Consider the following 18095-nt stretch of genomic DNA (forward strand, 5'->3'; position numbering starts at 1 on the left):
CCCGATCCGCATGTGCAGCCCGCGCACCTGCTGCGCACGCTCGAGCTGCTGCGCCGCGAACTGCCGCCGGGCCGTGAGCTGGTCGGCCTGCATGCCAACGAGAACGGTGCCGAGACCACGGTCAACGGCTGGTTCCATGCCGCGATGAGCGGTCTGCCGGTGATCGACCTGGCCTGCAACGGCCGCGCCCATCCGTCGAGCGTGATGGGCGCGCTGGGCCTGCACACCGAGCCCGGCTACCTCTCGGTGCAGGCCTATGCGGGCGGCGAGCCGCAGCGCTACGTCGAGGGCGTGGTGTCGGGCCGGCTCGAGCGCACCTCGGCCGTGGTGCGGCGTGCCTCGGTGGAGGCGGGCGGCCTGGTGGCGGTGGCGCGCAATCCGGTCGAGGTGGGTTATGCGCAGCGGCACGGCGCGCCCGGCGCGATCAGCCATGCGATCGCGCTCGGCCAGACCTGGCTCGACGGCGGCGTCGACGCCGTGGCGCGCTCGCTCGAGGGCCGCATCGTGGCCGAGGGCACGGTGCGCGGCTACCGCTGCGAGCAGCAGGAGGGGCTGGACGTGGGCGTGGTCGAGCTCGACGATGCAGCGCGCACCGTGCTGCGCTTCATCAACGAGTACATGCTGCTCGAACAGCAGGGCCGGCGCGTCGCGCGCTTCCCCGACCTCGTGATGACCTTCTCGGACGAAGGCCGGCCGGTGGTGTCGGCCCATGTGCGCGAGGGCGCGCGCCTGCGCGTGTTGGTCGCGCCGCGCGCGCGGCTGCTGCTGTCGCGCACCATGTTCATGCCAGAGCTCTACCGGCCGCTCGAGCAGTCGCTCGGCGAGGCTTTCGCACCCGCCGAGGACGCCATTGCGTGAGAAGCTTCCGAGGAAGCGACCCGCTTACTTGTCGACCGTGACCTTCGCCACCGCCAGCGCCGTCATGTTGATGATGCGGCGCACCGTCGACGAGGGCGTGAGCACGTGCGCCGAGCTCGCGGCGCCCAGCAGCACCGGGCCCACCGTGATGCCGTTGGCACCGGTCATCTTCAGCACGTTGTAGAGGATGTGGGCCGAATCGAGGTTCGGGCACACCAGCAGGTTGGCCTCGCCCGAGAGCGTGCTGTCGGGCAGCGCGGTGCGGCGGATCTCTTCCGAGAGTGCCGCGTCGCCGTGCATCTCGCCATCGCATTCGATGTCGGGTGCCATCTGCGCGAACAGGTCGCGCGCCAGCCGCATCTTGCGGCCCGAGCCGCGCGAGGAACTGCCGTAGTTCGAGTGCGAGAGGAAGGCCACCTTCGGCGGCAGGCCGAAGCGGTGGATCTCCTCCGCCGCCATCAGCGCGATGCTGGCGAGCATCTCGGCGCTCGGGTCCTCGTTCACGTTGGTGTCGGTGATGAAGATGGTGCGCTTGTCGAGCGTGAGCGCGTTCAGGGTCGCGAAGCCGGGCGCGCCGCGCTTCAGGCCGATCAGGTCGCGGATGTGCTCGAGGTGGGCGTCGAAGCGCCCGACCATGCCGCAGATCATCGCGTCGGCGTCGCCGAGGTGGATCATCAGCGCGGCGATCACGGTGTTCGAGCGGCGCACCGCGGCCTTGGCGGCCTCGGGCGTCATGCCGCGGCGGCCCATGAGCTTGTGGTAGCTCTCCCAGTAGATGCGGAAGCGCGGATCGTCCTCGGGGTCGACCACCTCGAAGTCGGTGCCCAGGCGGATGTGCAGGCCGGCCTTCTTGATGCGCGTCTCGATCACGGCGGGGCGTCCCACCAGGATCGGCCGTGCCAGGCCTTCGTCGACCGCGTACTGGGCCGCGCGCAGCACGCGCTCGTCCTCGCCCTCGGCATAGGCCACGCGCTTGGCGGTGGCCAGCTTGGCGGCGGTGAACACCGGGCGCATGAACATGCCGGTCTGGTAGACGAAGCGCGTCAGGTGCTGGCGGTAGGCATCCATGTCCTCGATCGGGCGCGTGGCCACGCCCGAGGCCTGCGCGGCCTTGGCGACGGCCGGCGCGATGCGCAGGATCAGGCGCGAATCGAAGGGCTTGGGAATGATGTAGTCGGGGCCGAAGGCCAGTTCCTGGCCCGCGTAGGCGGTGGCCACTTCCTCGCTGATGTCGGCCTTGGTCAGGTCGGCGATCTCGCGCACGCAGGCCAGCTTCATCTCTTCCGTGATCTTGCTCGCGCCGCAGTCGAGCGCGCCGCGGAAGATGTACGGGAAGCACAGCACGTTGTTGACCTGGTTCGGATAGTCCGAGCGGCCGGTGGCGATGATGCAGTCGGGCCGCACGGCCTTGGCGAGCTCGGGGCGGATCTCGGGCTCGGGATTGGCCAGCGCCAGGATGATCGGCTGGCGCGCCATGGTCTTGACCATGTCGGCCGTCATCACGCCCGGGGCCGAGCAGCCGAGGAACACGTCGGCGTCCTTCACCACGTCGGCCAGCGTGCGCGCGCCGGTGTCGGGCTGTGCGTAGCGCGCCTTCGATTCGTCGAAGCCGCCCGCGCGGCCGGTGTAGATCAGGCCCTTGGAGTCGCAGGCGTGGATGTTGGCGGGCTTCACGCCCAGGCCCACCATCACGTCGAGGCAGGCGATGGCGGCGGCGCCCGCGCCCGAGACGGCGATCTTCACGTCCTCGATCTTCTTGTCGACCAGTTCCAGGCCATTGATCAGCGCGGCGGCCGAGATGATGGCCGTGCCGTGCTGGTCGTCGTGGAACACCGGGATGTTCATGCGCTCGCGCAGCTTCTTCTCGATGTAGAAGCACTCGGGCGCCTTGATGTCCTCGAGGTTGATGCCGCCCAACGTGGGCTCGAGCGCCGCGATGATGTCGACCAGCTTGTCGGGGTCGTTCTCGGCCAGCTCGATGTCGAACACGTCGATGCCGGCGAATTTCTTGAACAGGCAGCCCTTGCCTTCCATCACGGGCTTGGCGGCCAGCGGGCCGATGTTGCCCAGGCCCAGCACGGCCGTGCCGTTGGTGACCACGCCCACGAGGTTGCCGCGCGCGGTGTATTCGGCGGCGGTGGACGGATCGGCCGCGATGTCGAGGCAGGGATAGGCCACGCCCGGCGAATAGGCCAGCGACAGGTCGCGCTGGTTCAGCAGCGGCTTGGTCGGGGTGATCGAGATCTTGCCCTTGACGGGCGAACGGTGGTACTCACGGGCAGCTTCGCGCAGTGCTTCTTCTGCCGGTGACAGGGGGGCGGCCATGGAAAGTCTCCTTGTTTCTACGGGCGACGAGGCTACCGCAAAAGCGCTACCTCTTCTTGCCAGGGCGATGCCGAAAAAGCCTGAACCCATAGCGGGCGTGGGAGAGAGCGGGTGCGCCGGGCCCGCAACGGGGGCCCGAAACGGGTTCGACGCGGCCCGAGGGTTGGCTAAACTGCGCTTCGGCCGGTTGCGGCCCTGCCGCGAGGGCGGCTTCATCCTCCACATGACAGAACGACAACAAGAGGCTTGCAGCGAATGACTTCCGGACCTTTCACCAGCACCGAACCCGACGTCGTGGTCATCGGCGGCGGCCCCTCGGGCTCCACCGTGGCCGCGCTGCTCGCGGACAAGGGCCACGACGTGGTGCTGTTCGAGAAGGCGCAGCATCCGCGCTTTCACATCGGCGAATCGTTGCTGCCGATGAACATGCCGCTGTTCGACCGGCTCGGCGTGCGCACCGAGGTCGAGGCCATCGGCATCCGCAAGCACGGCGCCGAGTTCGTCTCGCCCTGGCACGACCACAGCAGCCATTTCGACTTCGGCGAGGCGATGGACAAGAGCTTCCCCTACGCGGTGCACGTGCGCCGCTCGGAGTTCGACGAGCTGCTGTTCCGCCATGCCGGCAAGCGCGGCGCGCGGACCTTCGAGGGCCAGCGCGTCACGGGCGTCGACATGGACGCCGGCAAGGGCACCCCCGACAACCGGCCGCTGGTGAAGATCAAGGCCGACGACGGCACCGAGACCGCCTGGCGCCCGCGCTTCGTGATCGACGCCAGCGGGCGCGACACCCTGCTGTCGAACCAGTTCGATGCCAAGCAGCGCAACCGCAAGCATGCGAGCGCCGCGCTCTACGGCCACTTCGCCAATGCCGAGCGCCGGCCGGGCCGCTTCGAGGGCAATATTTCGCTGTTCTGGTTCGACCACGGCTGGTTCTGGTACATCCCGCTCAAGGACGGCACCGTGAGCGTCGGCGCGGTGGCCTCGCCGGCCTACTTCAAGCGCCGCCAGGGCGCCTCCCTCGAGGAATTCCTGATGGAGACCATCGCGCTCGCGCCCAAGCTGGCCGCGCGATTGAAGAACGCCACGCTGATGGAGGGCGCCACCGCCACCGGCAACTACGCCTACGACTCCAAGTTCTGCCGCGGCGACCGCTTCATGATGGTGGGCGACGCCTATGCCTTCGTCGACCCGATGTTCTCCTCGGGCGTCTACCTCGCGATGAACAGCGGCTTCGAGGCCGCGACGGCCGCCGACCTGTGGCTGCGCGGCGAGGCCAGGGAGGCCGAGCGCGCGTTCCGCCACTACGAGAAGGTCATGAAGCGCGGGCCGAGGATGTTCTCGTGGTTCATCTACCGCATCACCTCGCCGGCGATCCGGCGCCTGTTCATGGCGCCGCGCAACGTCTGGCGCATGCAGGAGGCGCTGCTGTCGATCCTGGCCGGCGACCTGTTCCGCGACACCCCCATCGGCCCGCGCTTCTGGGGCTTCAAGGTGACCTACTACGCCTCCTGCCTCGGCATCCTGCCGCAGGCGATCAAGACCTGGGCCTGGCGGCGGCGCAACCTCAAGGAATCCCTCGAGGCTGCGAAGACCTGAGCCGCAGGCTCAGTCCGGCGCCACCGTGTGCTGCGCCAGCGCCTCCAGCGCACGCACCAGCGCCGAGTGGTCCTGCTGCCCATGGCCCAGTGCCGCGCAGGCGTTCATCAGTTGCGCCGCGCCGGCCGTTTGCGGCAGCGCCACGCCCAGCGAACGCGCGCTTTGCAGCGCGAGGTTCAGGTCCTTCTGGTGCAGCGAGATGCGGAAGCCCGGCGCGAAGGTGCGCTTGATCATGCGTTCGCCATGCACCTCGAGGATGCGCGAGCTCGCGAAGCCGCCCATCAGCGCCTGGCGCACCTTGGCCGGATCGGCGCCGGCCTTGCTCGCGAACAGCAGTGCCTCGCCCACGGCTGCGATGTTCAGCGCCACGATGATCTGGTTGGCCACCTTGCAGACCTGGCCGTCGCCCACGCCGCCCACCAGCGTCACGTTCTTGCCCATCTTCTCGAGCAGCGGACGCACGCGGCCGAAGGTGCCTTCGTCGCCGCCGCACATGATCGTGAGGCTCGCGGCCTTGGCGCCCACCTCGCCGCCCGAGACCGGCGCGTCGATGTAGCCGCAGCCCAGCGCCTCGATGCGCTGCGCGAAGCCCTTGGTGGCGATCGGATCGATCGAGCTGCAGTCCACCACGATCTTGCCCTTGCTCAGGCCCGCGGCCACGCCGTCGCGGCCCGGTTCGCCGAACAGCACCTTCTCCACGTCGGGCGTGTCGGGCACCATCACGAACACGATGTCGGCCTGGCGCGCGACCTCGACCGGCGAGGCGCAGATGGTGGCGCGCGAGATGAAGGGCTCGGGCGTGTTGCCGTGCGTGTTCACGAACAGCTGGTGGCCGGCCTCGAGCAGGTGGCCCGCCATGGGCGCGCCCATGATGCCCAGGCCGATGAATCCGATGCGTTGCGATGCTTGTTGCGTCATGTCTGAGGTTTCCTTGAATCTTGTGGTGTCGTCGTTCACTGCGCGCGGGTCAGCGCCTCGCGCCAGCCCAGGCCTTCGACGGTGGTGGCGCGTGGCTTGTATTCGCAGCCGATGAAGCCGTCGTAGCCGAGCGCATCGATGTGCTGGAACAGCCACGGGTAGTTGATCTCGCCCGTGCCCGGCTCGCCGCGGCCCGGGTTGTCGGCCAGCTGGATGTGGCCGATGCGCGCGAAGTGCTTCGTGAGCGTGTTGCCCAGTTCGCCCTCGGTGCGCTGCGCGTGGTAGATGTCGTACTGCACGCGCAGGTTGGCCGAGCCCACCTCGTCGATCAGCGCGATCGCCTGCTCGGTGCGGTTGAGGAAGAAGCCGGGAATGTCGAAGGGATTGATCGGCTCGACCAGCAGGCGGATGCCCGCCGCCTCGAGCTCGGAAGCGGCGAGGCGCAGGTTCTCGACCACCGTGCGGTGGGCGATGTCGTGGCTCACGCCGGCCGGCACCTTGCCGACCAGGCAGTTGACCTGCGGGCAGCCGAGCGCGGTGGCGTAGTCGATGGCCATCGCGATGCCTTCGCGGAACTCGCCGGTGCGGTCCGGATGGCAGGCGATGCCGCGCTCGCCCTTGTCCCAGTCGCCGGCCGGCAGGTTGTGCAGCACCTGCACGAGGCCGTTGGCGCGCAGCGCGGCGGTGAGGTCCTTCTTCTCGAAGGGGTAGGGGAACAGGTACTCCACCGCCTCGAAGCCCGCCTTGGCGGCGGCCTCGAAGCGCTGCAGGAACGGCAGCTCGGTGAAGAGCATGGTGAGATTGGCTGCGAACTTGGGCATGGTGTGGTCCTTCGAATCGATCCGGTGATGGCCCGTGTTCAGTCCAGCAGCACCGCCGCCACGGCGGTAGGCGCATCGGCCGGCGATTCCGCGAGCGGCTCGAACTCGGTGATGTTGTCGATCTCGGTGCCCATCGCGATGTTGGTCACGCGCTCGAGCATCACCTCGATCACCACCGGCACGCCGTGCTCGGCCATCAGCGCCTCGGCGCGGCGGATCGCGGGGGCGATCTCTTCCTGGCGGTTGACGCGGATCGCCTTGCAGCCCAGGCCCTCGACCACCTTCATGTGGTCCACGCCGTAGCTGCTCTCGATGCCGGCGTCGGGGCCCGCGTTGATGTTGTCGAAGGCCAGCTGCACGCAGTAGTCCATCTCGAAGCCGCGCTGCGCCTGGCGGATCAGGCCGAGGTAGGAGTTGTTGACCACGATGTGGATGTAGGGCAGCTTGAACTGCGCGCCCACCGCGAGTTCCTCGATCATGAACTGGAAGTCGTAGTCGCCCGAGAGCGCGACGATCTTGCGCGTGGGGTCGGCCGCGCGCACGCCGAGCGCGGCGGGAATGGTCCAGCCCAGCGGGCCGGCCTGGCCGCAGTTGATCCAGTGGCGCGGGTTGTAGACGTGCAGGAACTGCGCCGCGGCGATCTGCGACAGCCCGATGGTGCTGACGTAGCAGGTGTCGTTGTCGAAGTTGTTGTTCATGCACTGGTACACGCGCTGCGGCTTCATCGGCACTTCGTCGAAGTTGGTCTTGCGCAGCATGGTCCTCTTGCGCTCGATGCACGCGTTGGCCCACTCGCGGCGGCTCGGCAGCCGGCCCGCGGCCTTCATCTCCTCGGCCACCTGCACGAACAGCTCGAGCGCGGCCTTGGCATCGGAGACGATGCCGAAGTCGGGCGTGAACACGCGGCCGATCTGCGTGGGTTCGATGTCCACGTGCACGAACTTGCGGCCCTTGGTGTAGACGTCGACCGAGCCGGTGTGGCGGTTGGCCCAGCGGTTGCCGATGCCCAGCACGAAGTCGGAGGCCAGCATGGTGGCGTTGCCGTAGCGGTGGCTGGTCTGCAGGCCGCACATGCCGGCCATCAGCGGATGGTCGTCGGGGATCGAGCCCCAGCCCATCAGCGTGGGGATCACGGGCACGCCGGTGGCTTCGGCGAAGCGCACCAGCAGCTCGCTCGCGTCGGCGTTGATGACGCCGCCGCCGGCCACGATCAGCGGGCGTTCGGCCGCGTTCAGCATCTCGATCGCGCGCTCGATCTGGGCGCGGCTCGCGGCCGGCTTGTAGGGCTTGAGCGGTTCGTAGCTGTCGATGTCGAACTCGATCTGCGCCATCTGCACGTCGAAGGGCAGGTCGATCAGCACCGGGCCCGGGCGGCCCGAGCGCATCAGGTGGAAGGCCTGCTGGAACACCTGCGGCACCTGGCCGGGTTCGCGCACCGTCACCGACCACTTGGTGACCGGCTTGGAGATCGATTCGATGTCGACCGCCTGGAAGTCTTCCTTGTAGAGGCGCGCGCGCGGTGCCTGGCCGGTGATGCACAGGATCGGGATCGAGTCGGCCCAGGCCGAGTACAGGCCCGTGATCATGTCGGTGCCCGCGGGGCCCGAGGTGCCGATGCACACGCCGATGTTGCCGGCGACGGCGCGGGTGTAGCCTTCGGCCATGTGCGAGGCGCCCTCGACGTGGCGCGCGAGGATGTGCGCGATGCTGCCGCGTTGCCGCAGCGCCGAGTACATCGGATTGATGGCGGCACCGGGCACGCCGAAGGCCTGCGTCACGCCCTCCTTCTCCATCACCAGCACGGCGGCCTGGACCGCGGTCATCTTTGCCATTGAAAGTCTCCTTAAAAGCTTGGGTCCACTGTAGGAAGCGGGGGGGATTCCAAGAAGACGGCACGGGACCATAAAACCTATTCCATTGCGGAATAAGTGATTAGGATGGCGGCGATCCGAAGGAGTGGCGATGGACCGGCTGTTGGCAATGGAAATGTTCGTGCGCGTGGTGGAGACCGGCAGCTTCTCGAAGGCCGCGCTCGAGTTCCACACCACCCAGCCCACGGTGACCAAGCAGATCGCCGCCACCGAGGCGCGCCTGAAAGTAAGGCTGCTCAACCGCAACACGCGCGGCGTGAGCCTCACCGAGCCCGGCGCGCTCTACTACGAGAAGTGCAAGTCGATCGTGCGCGACGCCGAGGAGGCCGACAGCGTGGTGCAGCTGCGCCAGAACCAGGCCCAGGGCCTGCTGCGCGTCGGCACCTCGGTGGCCTTCGGCCGCCGCGTGGTGGTGCCGCTCGCGCTCGAGTACATGCGCCGTTATCCGCAGGTGCAGATCGACCTGAGCTTCGAGGACCGCTACGTGGACCTGATCGCGCAGGGCATCGACGTGGCGGTGCGCATGGGCAAGCTGGCCGATTCCTCGCTGGGCGCGCGCTACCTGGGCGCCAACCCCTGGGCCATGGTCGCCTCGCCGGCCTACCTCAAGAAGCACGGCACGCCCAAGCGCGCGCAGGACCTCAGCGCGCACGTGGCGCTGATCTACAGCAGCGTGGTGGGCGACGAGTTCTGGCGCATGCACACGCCCAAGGGCGAGCCGGTGACGGTGCCGGTGTCGGGCCGCTTCCGCTCCAATAACCTCTCGGCCGTGCTGGCGGCCGCGCGCGACGGCCTGGGCATCGCTCTGATGCCGCGCTACGTGGCCAGCGAGTCGCTGGCCGCGGGCAAGGTGCGCGCTGTGCTGGCCGACCATGCGCTGCCCGAGCAGGAGATCCACGCCGTCTTTCCCTCGCCCAAGCTGGTGCCGGGCAAGGTGTCGAGCTTCGTGGCCTTCCTGCAGGGGCGTTTCGACGAAGGCTGGTGGGACGCCTGAGGCGTCCCCTCGCGCCTCAGGCCTTCACGAAAGCCCCGTGCAGCCCCAGCGGCAGCGCGTAGGGCAAGGTGGCCTGCGCCACCGGCCCCGCCGCCAGGTGGTCGGCCGCGAAGCAGGACAGCACCGTGCACTTGCGGCCGAAGTCGAGCGAGGTGCCCAGCACCCAGCCCGGCTTCCTGCCGTCGGGCACGAACACATGCTCCTCGACGATCGACTGCGCGCCATGGACGAAGCGCTCGCTGCGGCCGCTCTCGACGTCGGTGCGCGCCACCGCCTGGAAGCCCGGCACGTCGGGCCGCGTCAGCGTGGCATGGATCACCTGGCGATGGCGCAGGCCGACGCGGCGCGGATCGATGCGCGGGAACTCGGCCTCCAGCGGCAGCACCTTCTGCGTGGCCCGGCCGGCGGCCAGGTCGAGCGTGGCGACGGTCAGGCGCGGTTCGTTCTGGCGCACGCGGCGCGCGCGCATCAGCTCGCGGTTGGTCGTGAACACCGACTCGGCGTCCTCGGTGCGCACGTAGTCGATGTGGATGCGCGGGCCGCGCGGCGTGTCTTCCTCCCAGGCATTGCCGACATGGAACAGGAAGCCGGCCGGCAGGGTCAGCATCTGCCTTCGCTCCCAGTCGCGCTTGTCGACCACCAGCGCACGCATGCCGAGTTCGGGCCGCCAGACATGGGCATCGAGGAAGCTGGCGCCGGCTTCCTTGCGCTTGCCGTCGTACACCAGCGGCGGCATCAGGAACACCAGGTGCCGCTCGGTCACGGCGAAGTCGTGGACCATCGGCAGGTCGGGCACCGGCACCGCGGCGGCGCGGCGCAGCGTGCCCTCGGGCGCGATCTCGTAGAGCGCGAGCAGGCTCGCGCCCGAGCTCACGCCGAAGTTCCAGACCGTGCCGTCGGGGTCCACCTTCGGATGGGCCGAGAACGGCATGCCCGCGAGATCGGCGCGCCAGGTCTTCAGGCCCAGCGTGTCGAGCGTGCGCGCATCGAGGCGCGTGGCCGAGCCGCCTTCCCACAGCGCCAGCACCTCGCCCTGCAACGGCAGCACGCTGGTGTTGGCGACGTTGATGGCATCGGGCGAGGTCGGCGGCTCCACGCCCGGCGGCACGGTGCCGAAGGCCTCGACCAGCCGGCGCCCGGCGCGCAGCTCGGCCACGCGCTTGGGCGTGGCCACGTAGCGGCCCTGGTGCAGCACCTCGCCGCCCGCGATCGCGAAGCGGTGCACCATGCCGTCGCCGTCGAACCAGTGGTGGTAGCGCTCGCCGCCCAGGTCGTGGCCGGTGGGGCCGACGCGGAACAGCGTGCCGGCCACCGCGTCGGGGAAGCGCCCGCGCACCGTGGCGTGGGTCGGCGGCAGGTCGCCGGGCGGGGTGGCGAAGCCGATCTTCCAGGGGGCGTCGGCGGCCTCGAACTGGGCCTGCCAGTTCTCCTCGCCGGCCGCGCCCGCCGCCCGGGCCCAGGGCGCGAGCAGGGGCAGGGCGCCGGTGCCGGCCAGCAGGCGCAGCAGTTCGCGTCGTTGCATGGCGGCCTCCTCAGCGCAGGTGGATGGCGCTCTGCAGGTCGGCGTCGACGCCGATCGCCGCGGCCTCGAAGTCGGGCGCGCCGAGCTTGCCCTTGGCATCGTTCGAGAAGCCGTAGCGCTCGGTCGGCAGGCCCACGAGGTTGGTGTCGAGCTTGCCGTTGCCGTTCTCGTCGGCATAGGCGCGCACCGCATAGCGGCCCGGCGCCAGGCCCGCGAACACCACGCGCGCCTTGCCCTCGCGCAGCGGCAGGCTCTGCGAGGCCAGCGGCTTGCTGGCGCCGAAGCTGGCGGCATCGGCGTACAGCGCGATGTAGAGCGTGGCCTCGGTGGCCGGGCCCTCGGCCACGTTCAGGCTGAGGTCGGCGGCCCGCGCGCTCAGCGGGACGAGCGTGGCGGCCGCGAGGGCGGCGACGGCGGTCGCGGCGTACAGGGTGCGCGCGGCCGGGCGGGGCAGGAAAGCGGGAAGGTGCATGGCGGTCCTCGTCGTGGTGGATGGAAGACCCGACGATCCCAAAGGCGGCGGCCGCTGCCCAGCGCCATGCGACGGAATGCGCGAATGCACGCGCGAAATGCGCGCAGGTCGGCGCGAACGGCCGGCCCCGGGAACCGGCTTCAGCCCTTGTGCTGGCCCTCGTGTTGGCCGCCGTGCTGGCCGTGGTGGCGGCCGTCCTCGGCCTCGTCGGCCGGCTTTTCGTGGCCCGTGCCCACGTGGCCCGAATCGGCGAACAGGCTCCATGCCGCCATGAACAGCGCCGCCACCACCGGCCCGATCACGAAGCCGTTGATGCCGAAGATCGCCATGCCGCCGATGGTGGACATCAGCACGATGTAGTCGGGCATCTGCGTGTCCTTGCCCACCAGCACCGGGCGCAGGATGTTGTCGACCAGGCCGATCACGAACACGCCGACGAAGATCAGGATGCCGCCCTGCCAGAAATGGCCGGTGGCGAGGAAGTAGATCGCCACCGGGCCCCAGATCAGCGCCGCGCCCACGGCGGGCAGCAGCGACAGGAAGGCCATCAGCACCGCCCACAGCAGCGCGCCCTGCACGCCGAGGAACCAGAACGCCAGCCCGCCCAGCGCGCCCTGCGCCACCGCCACCGCCACGTTGCCCTTGATGGTGGCGCGGATCACGGTGGTGAACTTGTTGAGCAGGTAGTGCGTGTGCGGCTTGGCCAGCGGCAGCGCGTCGCGCATGGTCTTCGACAGCGAGGCGCCGTCGCGCACCAGGAAATAGAGCAGGTACAGCATCACGAAGAAGCTGACCACGAAGTCGAAGGTGTTCTGCCCGATGGCCAGCGCCTGGCTCGCGATCAGCTGGCTGCCCTGGCCGGCGATGGTCGAGATGCGCGCCTGCCAGGCCGCCGCGTCGCCGAGGTTGAAGCGCTCGACCAGGTTCAGCAGCCATTGCGGCGTGGCGGCCAGGATCTGCTGGAAGTAGGCCGCGAAGTTGATCTGCCCCGAGCGGATGCTCTGCGTGACCAGCGCCACTTCCTGCACCAGCGACACGCCGATCATCGCCAGCGGCAGGATCACGATCACCAGGCAGATCGCGAGCGTGGACAGCGCCGCCGCGTTGGGCTTGCCGCGCATCTTCCTGAGCAGCCACTTGTAGAGCGGCGTGAACAGGATCGCGAGCGACACGCCCCAGAGCACCGCGCCGAAGAACGGCATCAGCACCCACAGGAAGGCGACGGTGACGATGGCAAGCAGGGCGAGGAACACGCCGCGCTGGAGTTGGGGAGAGTTCATGGTTGACCCGGACTGTAGCCGAGCCCGCCGGGCCGCCTCTGTAGTCGCCGGCCCCTTCGTGCGCCGCCGCCGGCGGCCGGCGCGGACCTAATGCACGTTTCTCAGCGCTTGGCGCGCGGCAAGGCCACCGGCGCCAGCGTGGCGCGCAGCCGTGCCGAGGCATCGGGTTCGGCGCTGGCCTCGACCTCGAGCGCGCGCTCGACGTTGCCGATGTGGGCCAGCATCAGGCTGCGTGCGCGCGCGCTGTCGCCGCGCTCGAGCGCGGCCACGATCGCCTCGTGCTCGGCGCAGGACTGGCCGGCCTCGTGCTTCGACTGGTAGAGCGTGGCCGCCAGCGTGGTGCGCGCCGTCAGGTCGCGCAGCACGTCGACCAGCAGCTGGTGGCCGAGCTGCTCGGCCAGGCAGACGTGGAAGTCGGCCAGCAGGAAGGCGCGGGTGGCGGCATCGGCGCCTTCCACCGCGCGCTGCTCGTCGGCGATGTGGTCGCGCAGCTTGCGGATCACCTTCGCCAGCGGCCGGCCCTCGGGCTCCGAGAGGATGCCCGACTCGATGATGCGGCGCGCGCGGAAGGCGTCGCGCGCCTCCTCGGCCGAGGGCTCGACCACGTACCAGCCGCGGCGCGACTGCACCTCGACGAAGCCGCGTGCCTGCAGCTGCATCAGCGCCTCGCGCACCATGGTGCGGCTGACCGCGAAGTTCTCGGCCAGCGCCTGCTCGCCGAGCCGCTCGCCGGGGGCGAGCTTCTGCGCGAGGATCGCCTCGACCACGCGCTCGGCGATGACGGTGGGGCTGACTTCGGTGGAGCTCATCGGTGGCGGGGCGGCGGGTGGCTTGCTTCAGTGGCGTTCGAGGGCGGCGCCGACGGGCGGCGCGCCGGATTCTGCCAGCGCCGGTTCATCGGGTGTCGCGCGGCCGTCGAGCACCGCATGGGCGCGCTCGCGGTCGATGTCGCCTTCCCAGGCCGCGATCGCCACCGTCGCCACGCAGTTGCCGATCAGGTTGCCGAGCGCGCGCGCGATGCCCATGAACCAGTCGACCGACAGCACCAGCACCAGCCCGATCGCGGGAATGGCCGGAATCGCATGCAGGGTGGCGGCCAGCACCACGATCGCCGAGCCCGGCACGCCGTGCGCGCCCTTGGAGGTGACCAGCGAGATCGCGAGGATCGTCAGCAGGTCGGTCATCGTGATCGGCGTGTTGGTGGCCTGCGCGATGAACACCGCCGCCAGCGTGATGTAGATCGAGAAGGCGTCGAGGTTGAACGAGTAGCCGGTGGGGATCACCAGGCCCACCGTCGAGTCGCGGATGCCCATGCGGCGCAGCTTGGCCATGATCTGCGGCAGCACGCTGTCCGACGAGGTGGTGGCGAACACGATCGCGAGCTCTTCGCGCAGGTAGCGCAGCAGCTTCCAGAGGCTGAAGCCCGACATGCGCATCACGAAGCCCAGCACCACGAACACGAACACCAGCACCGCGAGATAGAACAGCGCGATCAGCATGCCGAGCTGCTTGAGCGAGCCCACGCCGTACTGGCCCACCGTGAAGGCGATCGCGCCGAGCACGCCCAGCGGCGCCAGCTTGATGAGGATGCCCATGATCTTGAACAGCACCAGCGAGAGCGCGTCCACCACCACCGCCACCGGCTTGCCGCGCTCGCCGAGCAGCGACAGCGCGCAGCCGAACAGCACCGCGAACAGCAGCACCTGCAGCACGTCGCCGGTCGCGAAGGCGTTCACCACCGTGGTGGGGATCAGCTTCATCAGGAACTCGACCGTGCCGCCGCTGGTGAGCTTGTCGGCATTGGAGGCATAGGCGCTCATCGCGGCCGGATCGAGCTTGCCCGGATCGACGTTCATGCCCACGCCGGGCTGGAACACGAAGGCCAGCACCAGCCCCATCGCCAGCGCGATGGTAGTGAGCAGCTCGAAGTAGATCAGCGCCTTCACGCCGACGCGGCCCACGCGCTTCAGGTCGCCCGCGCCGGCGATGCCATGCACCACCACGCAGAAGACCAGCACGGGAATGATCATCTTGATCAGCTTGATGAAGCCGTCGCCCAGCGGCTTGAGCTTGACGGCGAACTGCGGGGCCAAGAGGCCCAGCACCACGCCGATCAGCAGGGCGAGCACGACCTGGCCGAACAGGGAGCGGGTGAAACGACGCATGGCAATCTCCTGTGTTATTTGCATGCAAGTCGTCGGAAATCTTGCATACAAGCAATGTAGGCAAGAAAGGGCCTGGGTTGGCAGAGGGTATTCCCGGGCATGTGGGAGCCCTTTCTTCAGGCATCGGCTCCATGAAAAATGCCCCGCATCGGCGGGGCATCGGGTTCGAAAGCGGGGTCCGCCTACTTCGCGGACAGCAGGAACACCTGCTGCGTCGCGTCGCGCTGCAGCCGCGTGGCGTTGCGCGTGCTCGCGAAGGCGATGACGCCGCCCGAGGTCACGGGCCAGGTGTTGATGCCGGAGCCCTTGAGCAGCGTGCCGGTGTCCCAGCCCGCGGGCTTCTTGTAGACCGCGGTCATCACGCGCCAGCGCCAGTCGGCCGAGCGCGAGTCGAACCAGACCACGCGCACCGAGCCGTCCTTGTCCACGCCCAGGCGCGGGCGCTGGCTCATGGTGGTCGGCTCCGCGGCCAGCACCGTGGGGGCCGAGAAGGTCGCGCCGCCGTCGCCCGACACCGCCGCGAGCACCGCGATGTTCTTGCCGGCCGGCTCCTGCTCCTTGCTTTCCCAGGCCACGACCAGGTCGCCGTTGCCGCCGAAGATCACGTCGGGGTGGCGATCGGCGCGGTCGGTGGCGCCGAGGCTCACGGGCGTCTTCCAGGCGCCGGCGGCGTCGCGCACCGCGACCTGCACCTGCCAGTCGTCGGGGTTCGAGCCGTCGCCGTAAGCGGCGGCACCGGTCCACAGCGGATCCTGGTCGTTGCGGTTGTCCTGCCAGGCCACGGCGACGCGGCCGTCGGCCGCGACCGTCAGGTTCGGCAGCACCGAGGCCGGGTAGTGCGGCGAGCGCGTGTCGTCGAGCACGCCGGCGTCGACCGACTTGCCGGCGCGCGAGAGGTTGCGCGGCTGCGCGTCGGTGCCGACCTCCTGCACCATGATGTCGAAGGGCTGGTCGGCCTGGATCTCCTGCCAGGCCAGCACCGGCTTGCCGCTCGCGGCCACGGCGACGTCCGGATGCTCGGCACGGCCCTCGAGCGAGCGCACGGTGTCGGTCGAGGCCCAGGTCGCGCCGCCGTCGGCCGAATGGCGCAGGTTGATGACCGGGCGGTGCGGCACCTGCACCGCGTCTTCCTCCCACGCCACCCAGACGTCGTTGCCGCGCACGGCCACGCGCGGGAAGCGCGCCTGGCCCTTGCCGCTCAGCGTCTGGCCGGCATCGCTCCAGACGCCCTTGGCATCGCGGCGGCGGTAGACCACGGTGCTGGTGGCATCGCCATGCATCTCGGTGACCACGTGCGTCACGCCGTCGGCGGTCACGAGGTCGGGGAAGCCGGCGAAGTCGCCGCGCGCACCGGCGACGCGCAGCGCGCCGTCGGCCACGCTGTCTTCCTTCGGCACGGCGATCTCGGCCTTGGCCTCGACCGGGGCCGGCGAGACGAAGATCGGCGACACGGCGGCCTTGAGCTCCATCGCGGCCGCGGCCGGCGGAATGGGCACGTTGATGCCGCGCACCTCGACGCGGTACCAGTCGGGCTGCGAGCCGGCGGTGATGTCGACCGTGTAGGTCTCGTCGTCGCGGGTCGGCTTGAAGGTCTTCATCGGGCCGGCGCTCTTGCCGGGCATGCGGAACAGCAGCACGTCCATGCCGGCGGCGCGCTGCACGCCGATGCGCAGGTGGCCGGTGGTGCCCGCGGGCACGAAGACCTCGTCGCCGCTCATGGCGGTGTAGCCGCCGCCCTTGAGGTCCGTGGTCATCGAGACGCCGGGGCCGGTCGGGTTGATCGACAGGCTGGTGTAGCCCGCGCGCAGCGCCTCGAGGATGCCGCGCTCGTTGTAGCCCTTGGCCAGCACCTTGGTCACCGGCATGCCGGGGCTGTTGAGGTAGGGCGCGCCCCAGTACTCGCGGAAGTGGTTGTCGCTGGCGCCGGCCACGCCGAAGCGGAAGCCCGCGTTCCAGCGGTTCTCGGCGTAGTCCATCTGCTTGTCGGGGCTCTTGGAGCGGTTCCAGACCTCGACCAGGTTGACACCCTGCACGTTGGCATTCACGTTCGGCGTGCCGTCGGAATTCGTCTCGCCATCGTCGGCATGCGCGACCGACCAGATGGCGCCCTGCGCGTGCGCATCCCAGATCGACTGCTGGACCAGCGCGAACTGCGCGCGGTCCGGATGCATGGCTCCCTGCTCGACCGAGTCCACGCCGCCGAGCGCGATGGCGTGCGGCTTGCCGTTGGCTTCCTCGCCGCGGATCAGCAGCAGCGACGACGACTCCCACAGCGGGTCGTAATGCTGGTCGTAGGTGCGGTGGTCGGTGAAGGGCACGAAGTCCAGGCCGGTGCGGCCGGCCTGGCCGATCTGGTCGGCGAGCGAGAGGTTGCCCTTGGCCTTGTCCTTGTTGAGCTGGCGCGGCGCGCTGCCGTCGTCCGAGTGGTCGTCGTGCACATGGGTGTCGCCCTTGAACCAGGTGCCGGTGGGCGCGGCGTTCGCGGCCAGCGAGAACTTCGCCACCACGTTGCGCGCCTCGTCCATCGTCAGTTCGCAGACCTCGGTGCCTTCGCAGGCGCCTTGCCAGCCGTCGAAGACCGAGCCGCGCGCGGCGGTGGCGATGAGCTTGACGCTCGTGCCCTGGGCGTAGTCGGCGCTGCACTGGGTGTCGCAGGCGAGCGCGGTGTCGAGCGACTCCACGTCGCCGTGGCCGTCGCCCTGCAGGCTCACGGCCGCGGCGTGGCGCGCGTTCGGGTCCTCAGGCGTGCCGGGGCCGCCGGAGCCGCCCGAACCCTGGTCGGCGGGCGGAGGAAGAAAAGCGAATCCGCTGTTGCCCGAGCCGCCCCCGCACGAGGCGAGAAAGACTGCGCAGGCCACCGCGAGGAAGCGTTTGGAAAAAGACTGGGGCGTCGTGAACACCATGAACCTCTGGAAAAGAAGACGGGTTCCGCAAGGCAGGGCTGCGCTGCGGGAAGAGTTCCGTCGAAATGAAAACCAAAGGATGGTGTTTGTTCGTTACATCGGCATGAAAAATATTCAGTCTAATTTTCAACTCAGATAAATAAAACTCAAAGCCGGGCCGACGGCGCCAGCAGCGACTCGATCGTCGCGCGCAAGGTCTGCGCATCCACGGGCTTGTGCAGCAGCGGCCAGCGCGTGGCGCGCGCTTCGCGCAAGGCCTCGGACGAGGTCTCGCCGGTGATGAAGACCACCGGAAACTCGCCATGCAGTTCGCGCAGCCGCGCGACCAGCGCCGGCCCGTGCTCGTTGCCGCGCAGCCGCAGGTCCGCGA

14 protein-coding genes are annotated in these 18095 nt (G+C 69.5%); 3 read left to right on the forward strand and 11 right to left on the reverse strand.

All coding sequences use genetic code 11. The features are described from left to right. The coding region (locus AC27VN_RS11440) for an S-methyl thiohydantoin desulfurase domain-containing protein (protein ID WP_490876613.1) at window positions 1-858 on the forward strand (858 nt) is incomplete at its 5' end. Window positions 859-882: 24 nt separating this feature from the next. Here the strand turns inward: AC27VN_RS11440 and AC27VN_RS11445 are convergent. Beyond that, entirely contained in the window at window positions 883-3183 is a 2301-nt protein-coding gene (locus AC27VN_RS11445; RefSeq protein WP_093340591.1) for an NADP-dependent malic enzyme, read from the reverse strand. A 255-nt stretch (window positions 3184-3438) separates the two neighbouring features. Here AC27VN_RS11445 and AC27VN_RS11450 point away from each other — a divergent pair, with 255 nt between their 5' ends. Beyond that, entirely contained in the window at window positions 3439-4779 is a 1341-nt protein-coding gene (locus AC27VN_RS11450; RefSeq protein ID WP_490876614.1) for an NAD(P)/FAD-dependent oxidoreductase, read from the forward strand. 9 nt (window positions 4780-4788) lie between these two features. Here AC27VN_RS11450 and AC27VN_RS11455 read toward each other — a convergent pair whose 3' ends face one another. The 3 genes from AC27VN_RS11455 to gcl are packed head-to-tail and all read right to left on the reverse strand — an operon-like array spanning window position 4789 to window position 8350. Next, entirely contained in the window at window positions 4789-5697 is a 909-nt protein-coding gene (locus tag AC27VN_RS11455; RefSeq protein ID WP_057591560.1) for a 2-hydroxy-3-oxopropionate reductase, read from the reverse strand. Window positions 5698-5732: 35 nt separating this feature from the next. After that, window positions 5733-6518 (reverse strand): hydroxypyruvate isomerase, encoded by a 786-nt coding sequence (gene hyi, locus AC27VN_RS11460; RefSeq protein ID WP_398497399.1) that lies wholly within the window; start codon window positions 6516-6518, stop codon window positions 5733-5735. Between the two features lie 38 nt (window positions 6519-6556). Further along, window positions 6557-8350: a glyoxylate carboligase gene (gene gcl, locus AC27VN_RS11465; RefSeq protein WP_490876615.1), complete on the reverse strand. Its 1794-nt coding sequence runs from the start codon at window positions 8348-8350 to the stop codon at window positions 6557-6559. Between the two features lie 130 nt (window positions 8351-8480). Between gcl and AC27VN_RS11470 the strand changes: the two genes are divergently transcribed. Next, the gene (locus AC27VN_RS11470; protein WP_203202390.1) at window positions 8481-9383 is read left to right on the forward strand and encodes a LysR family transcriptional regulator; all 903 of its coding nucleotides are present in this window, start codon (window positions 8481-8483) and stop codon (window positions 9381-9383) included. A 16-nt stretch (window positions 9384-9399) separates the two neighbouring features. On the opposite strand, the gene AC27VN_RS11475 is transcribed toward AC27VN_RS11470, so the two are convergent. The 7 genes from AC27VN_RS11475 to AC27VN_RS11505 form a co-directional block, all read right to left on the reverse strand. After that, window positions 9400-10905: a carotenoid oxygenase family protein gene (locus AC27VN_RS11475; protein ID WP_490876616.1), complete on the reverse strand. Its 1506-nt coding sequence runs from the start codon at window positions 10903-10905 to the stop codon at window positions 9400-9402. 10 nt (window positions 10906-10915) lie between these two features. After that, window positions 10916-11377 carry a DUF2141 domain-containing protein gene (locus AC27VN_RS11480; RefSeq protein ID WP_490876617.1) on the reverse strand — a complete coding sequence of 154 codons (462 nt, stop codon included), beginning with the start codon at window positions 11375-11377 and terminating at the stop codon, window positions 10916-10918. A 140-nt stretch (window positions 11378-11517) separates the two neighbouring features. Continuing rightward, window positions 11518-12657 carry an AI-2E family transporter gene (locus AC27VN_RS11485; RefSeq protein WP_490876618.1) on the reverse strand — a complete coding sequence of 380 codons (1140 nt, stop codon included), beginning with the start codon at window positions 12655-12657 and terminating at the stop codon, window positions 11518-11520. Between the two features lie 101 nt (window positions 12658-12758). Further along, window positions 12759-13466, reverse strand: coding sequence for a GntR family transcriptional regulator (locus AC27VN_RS11490; protein ID WP_208511121.1), 708 nt, complete (start codon window positions 13464-13466; stop codon window positions 12759-12761). 27 nt (window positions 13467-13493) lie between these two features. Then, window positions 13494-14822: a C4-dicarboxylate transporter DctA gene (locus tag AC27VN_RS11495; protein WP_490876619.1), complete on the reverse strand. Its 1329-nt coding sequence runs from the start codon at window positions 14820-14822 to the stop codon at window positions 13494-13496. A gap of 182 nt (window positions 14823-15004) precedes the next feature. Then, window positions 15005-17533, reverse strand: coding sequence for a CehA/McbA family metallohydrolase (locus tag AC27VN_RS11500; RefSeq protein WP_490876620.1), 2529 nt, complete (start codon window positions 17531-17533; stop codon window positions 15005-15007). Window positions 17534-17871: 338 nt separating this feature from the next. Then, window positions 17872-18095: response regulator (locus AC27VN_RS11505; protein WP_490876621.1), on the reverse strand; the 224-nt coding region annotated here is incomplete at its 5' end.

The sequence above is a fragment of the Variovorax sp. 20P10.2.4 genome (assembly GCF_058244205.1).